This window comes from Saccharomonospora iraqiensis subsp. iraqiensis (genome assembly GCF_000430445.1).
Classification (GTDB): domain Bacteria; phylum Actinomycetota; class Actinomycetes; order Mycobacteriales; family Pseudonocardiaceae; genus Saccharomonospora; species Saccharomonospora iraqiensis.
In genome coordinates this window covers 54,434-58,245 of the sequence record NZ_KE387124.1, presented here as the reverse complement: position 1 = coordinate 58,245, position 3,812 = coordinate 54,434, and the positions used below count along the sequence as shown (strand labels likewise).

Genomic DNA, 3,812 nt, shown 5'->3' with positions numbered 1-3,812 from the left:
CCCGGGGACACCGGACCCCCGACGGTCGCGGCCGAGGGCACCGGACCCGGACCCGACGACGACCTCCTCCCCGGAGCGGCTCCCATGGACGGACCGGCTCCCACCGGGGAGTCGGCCGACCCGGCCCGGACCGGGCCGGACACCGGGGAGAGCGACCCCGCAGGGCTCGCGAAGACACCGGACCCGCCGGCGGTTCGGGACGAGGTGGCGGTCGCGGCCACACCCACCGACCCGATCGGCATCCCGGAACGGTCGACCGCGCCGACGTCCGTTCCCGACGGCGCGCGGACGGACCTCGGTGCCGCACGGTTCGATCGCCCGGACCCGGCAACGGGGGACCACCCGGGGGGCTCGGTCACCGAGTGGTTCGCGGAGGTCGCCGAGCGATACCGGCGGTACCGCGAATCCACGGACCACCCGGGCCCGGCGGGCCCCGGACAACTCCGTGACTCCCGGGACCCGCACGGACCGGGGGAGCTCTGCGACGCCCCGGACCACCACGACAGCCGGTACGCCCGCGACCACCGGGGTTCCCGGGACGGCGACCCCGGCGGCGCCCCCGCGCGGCCCGACTCCCGTGATCCGTCCGCGGTCCGGGACCGGGAGGACCCGCACGACCACGACCGGCACGGTCACCGGCAGGCGGCCGAGCAGCACGGTCACCGGCAGGCGGCCGAGCGGTGGGACCGGTGGAACCGGTGGGATCGGGACTGACCACCCGGCCGCGGGACGGTCGACCGGGGCCGCGATTTCCCCTGACCGGGGCGGACGCCGCCACGCGGCTGTGATGCCGCTCACAGGGCAATCCTCTACCGGGAAGTATCCCATAGAAGTGGGCGCAGGCCGGTCTCCCAGTCCGTGTTTCCCGATGCCGGCCCCGTGGAGGAGTGCAGGTGTCCACGCAGGACCTCGGTGTCGCGGCGGTGTTGGTCGGACTCGGCGGATGGTTGCCGCCGAGGACGGTGGACAACCACGAACTGTCCCGGCGCCTGGACACCTCGGACGAGTGGATCCGCACCCGGACCGGCATCGCGAGCAGGCACGTCGTCGATCCGGACCTCTCCACAGTGGACATGGCGGTGGAGGCGGGCGCCCGTGCGTTGCGCTCCGCGGCGGCCACCGGGGGAAGCGGCCCGGGAGACGGGGCCGACGGGGCGGCCGGGGAGGCGGTCGACGCCGTGGTGCTCGCGACCGCGACACCGGATCATCCCTGTCCGGCCAGCGCTCCCCAGGTCGCCAGCCGACTCGGCCTGGGCGGGGCGGCGGCGTTCGACGTGAACGCGGTGTGCAGCGGTTTCGTCTACGCGCTCGCCACCGCCACCGGACTGATCGCCGCCGGGGCGGCGCGGCGGGTGCTCCTCGTGGGCGCCGACGCCTTCACCACGCTGCTCGACCCCGCGGACCGCGGCACCGTGCCCATCTTCGGCGACGGCGCGGGCGCGATGGTGCTGCGGGCCGGGACCGCCGGCGAACCGGGCGCGGTCGGTCCGTTCGACCTGCACAGCGACGGCGAGCTGGCCGACCTCCTGATCGTGCCCGCGGGAGGCACCCGGTGCCCCACCTCCGACGATCCGCGCGACCGCTACTTCTCGATGCAGGGGCCCGCCGTGTTCCGCCACGCGACGGCCCGGATGGCCGAGTCGTCGCGTGCCGTGCTGGACCGGGCGGGGTGGACCCCGGGTGACGTCGACCGGTTCGTCGGGCACCAGGCCAACCTGCGGATCCTGCAGACCACGGCGAAGAGCCTCGGCCTGCCCGCCGACTGCCTGGTGACCAACATCGAGCACACCGGCAACACCAGCGCGGCGTCAATCCCGTTGGCGATGGCCGACGCCGTGGCGGACGGCACCCTGTGCGCCGGGGACCGCGTGCTGATGACCGCGTTCGGCGCCGGACTCACCTGGGGCTCGGCGCTGCTGCGGTGGCCCCGGCTCACCCTGGCGGAGTGAGGCGGCGCGGTGCCGCCTCAGGCGACGACGGCGGTGAACGCGCGCGTGTCGGCGTCACGCCCGCGCAGATGGAGGTCGGCGTGGTGACGCCAGTAGGCCCGTTCGGCCCCGGCGGCCGCGTCGATCGTGTCGTGGCCCGCGAGGATGCGGCCGGGCAGCTCCTTGGCCTGCTCGGTCAGCCGCGCGGCCTCGTTGACGGCGTCGCCGATCACCGTGTACTCCAGTCGGCTGCGGGTGCCCAGCTGGCCCGCGAACACCTGCCCGGTGGCGACCCCGATGCCCAGGTCCAGCTCGCCGCGTTCCCGTGTCGAGTCCCGGATGAGCCGTGCCGCCCGCAGCGCCGCCGTCGCCGCGTCGGTGTGCGTGGTCGGCGCCCCGAACACGCACAGCGCGGCGTCCCCCTGGAACTTGTTGACCAGCCCGCCGTGGGTGTCCACCGCCCGGACGACGTCGGTGAACAGTCCGTTCAACCGGCGGACGACCTGCTCGGGTGGGGTGTTCGCGGCCAGCGCGGTCGAGTCGACGACGTCCACGAACAGCGCCGTCACCGTGCGCACGTCCCCGGACAGGGAGATGCCGTGCTCCAGCGTGTGCCGCGCCACGTCGTCACCGACGTGCCTGCCGAACAGGTCGCGGAGCCGTTCCTGCTCGGCCAGCCCGGAGGCCAGGTCGTTGACCGAGGCCTGCAGCATGCCGATCTCGCTCGCGTCGTTCAGGTCGATCGCGATGTCGCGGCGGCCCCGGGCGATGTCGTCGAGCGCCAGCCGCAGCTGGTGCAGCGGGGCGGCGACCCCGCGGGCGAGCAGTCCCGTGCCCAGCGCCCCCACCACCAGGCCGATCACCGCCAGGGACACCAGGGTCAGCGTCGGGTCGCCGGTGCCCACGTCCGGTGGCAGCACGACGAGCAGCACCCCGAACAACGGCACCCCGCTGGACAGGCTCCACGTGACCACGAGCCTGCGCAGCACGGTCGCGGGCAGCCGTCCGCCCACGGGTGACGCGACGGCCAGTGCCAGCGACATCAGCGGCCGGGCGATCCGTTCACTGGCGAGGTAGGTCATCCCCACCGTGGCCAGGCCGCCGAGCACGATCGCCAGCACCACGCCCATGGCGTCCAGCCACGACCCGAAGACGGCGGTGAGCACCCCCAGAGCCACGGCGCCGCCCACCCAGAGTGTGCCGCTGACCGTGGCGAGGTCGACGGGGATGCGCAGGGCCCGCGCCGCCTCCGCAGGCTTCGGTCTGCGCCCGGCGAGGAACCACACCACGGTGCGGCGCTGCAGGAACACCGTCCACGCCGTGCCGATGACGAAGGCCAGCAGCACGTACCCACCGGCGCAGACCAGCAGGATCCAGCGGTCGTCGCCGACCTCGGCGGGAATGTCCAGCAGGAACAACAGCAGCAGCACCAGTCCGGCACCGCAGAAGCTGGTGCCGATCCCGATCGTGGCGAAACCCACGCTGGTGCGGAGCACGGTACGGACACGTGCGGACAACCCTCGGACCACCCGGGGATCGTAGGTGCCCGACCGCCCCCGACGTAATGCCCGACCGCTGTCGTCGTCCGGCGGTCGGCCCGCGGACGGTCGGGATCAGGAGGCGCGCCTGCGCTCCGGACCCCGTTCGGCCTCGCCGACCGCCTGCTCCAGCTCCGCGCGGTTCATCTTCGAGCGGCCCCGGATCCCGAGGTCCCGGGCCCGGCGGTCGAGCTCGGCCTTGGTCAACTCCGACAGGTCGGGTCCGGACGCCCGCCCGGCCTTGTCCGCCCGTTCACCGTCCCCGTCCTTGCCCGCACGGGTGCCCTCGTCCCGCTTCCCGGCACCACGCCGCCCGCCGCGGGCCGGTTTCCGCCCGCCGTCGGCC

At 74.7% G+C, this 3,812-nt stretch carries 4 protein-coding genes; 2 read left to right on the top strand and 2 right to left on the bottom strand.

Annotated elements, in window-relative coordinates:
* Positions 1-714 (top strand): hypothetical protein (locus tag ACTIR_RS0118710; protein WP_026455422.1); only part of this gene is annotated, 714 nt, incomplete at its 5' end.
* A 179-nt stretch (positions 715-893) separates the two neighbouring features.
* Positions 894-1,949, top strand: a complete 1,056-nt coding sequence (locus tag ACTIR_RS0118705) for a beta-ketoacyl-ACP synthase III (protein WP_026455421.1) — start codon at positions 894-896, stop codon at positions 1,947-1,949.
* A gap of 17 nt (positions 1,950-1,966) precedes the next feature.
* Here ACTIR_RS0118705 and ACTIR_RS0118700 read toward each other — a convergent pair whose 3' ends face one another.
* Positions 1,967-3,424, bottom strand: coding sequence for an adenylate/guanylate cyclase domain-containing protein (locus tag ACTIR_RS0118700; protein ID WP_026455420.1), 1,458 nt, complete (start codon positions 3,422-3,424; stop codon positions 1,967-1,969).
* 117 nt (positions 3,425-3,541) lie between these two features.
* Positions 3,542-3,812, bottom strand: a 271-nt coding sequence (locus ACTIR_RS24290) for a Rho termination factor N-terminal domain-containing protein (protein WP_034240961.1), incomplete at its 5' end; no start/stop codon positions are given.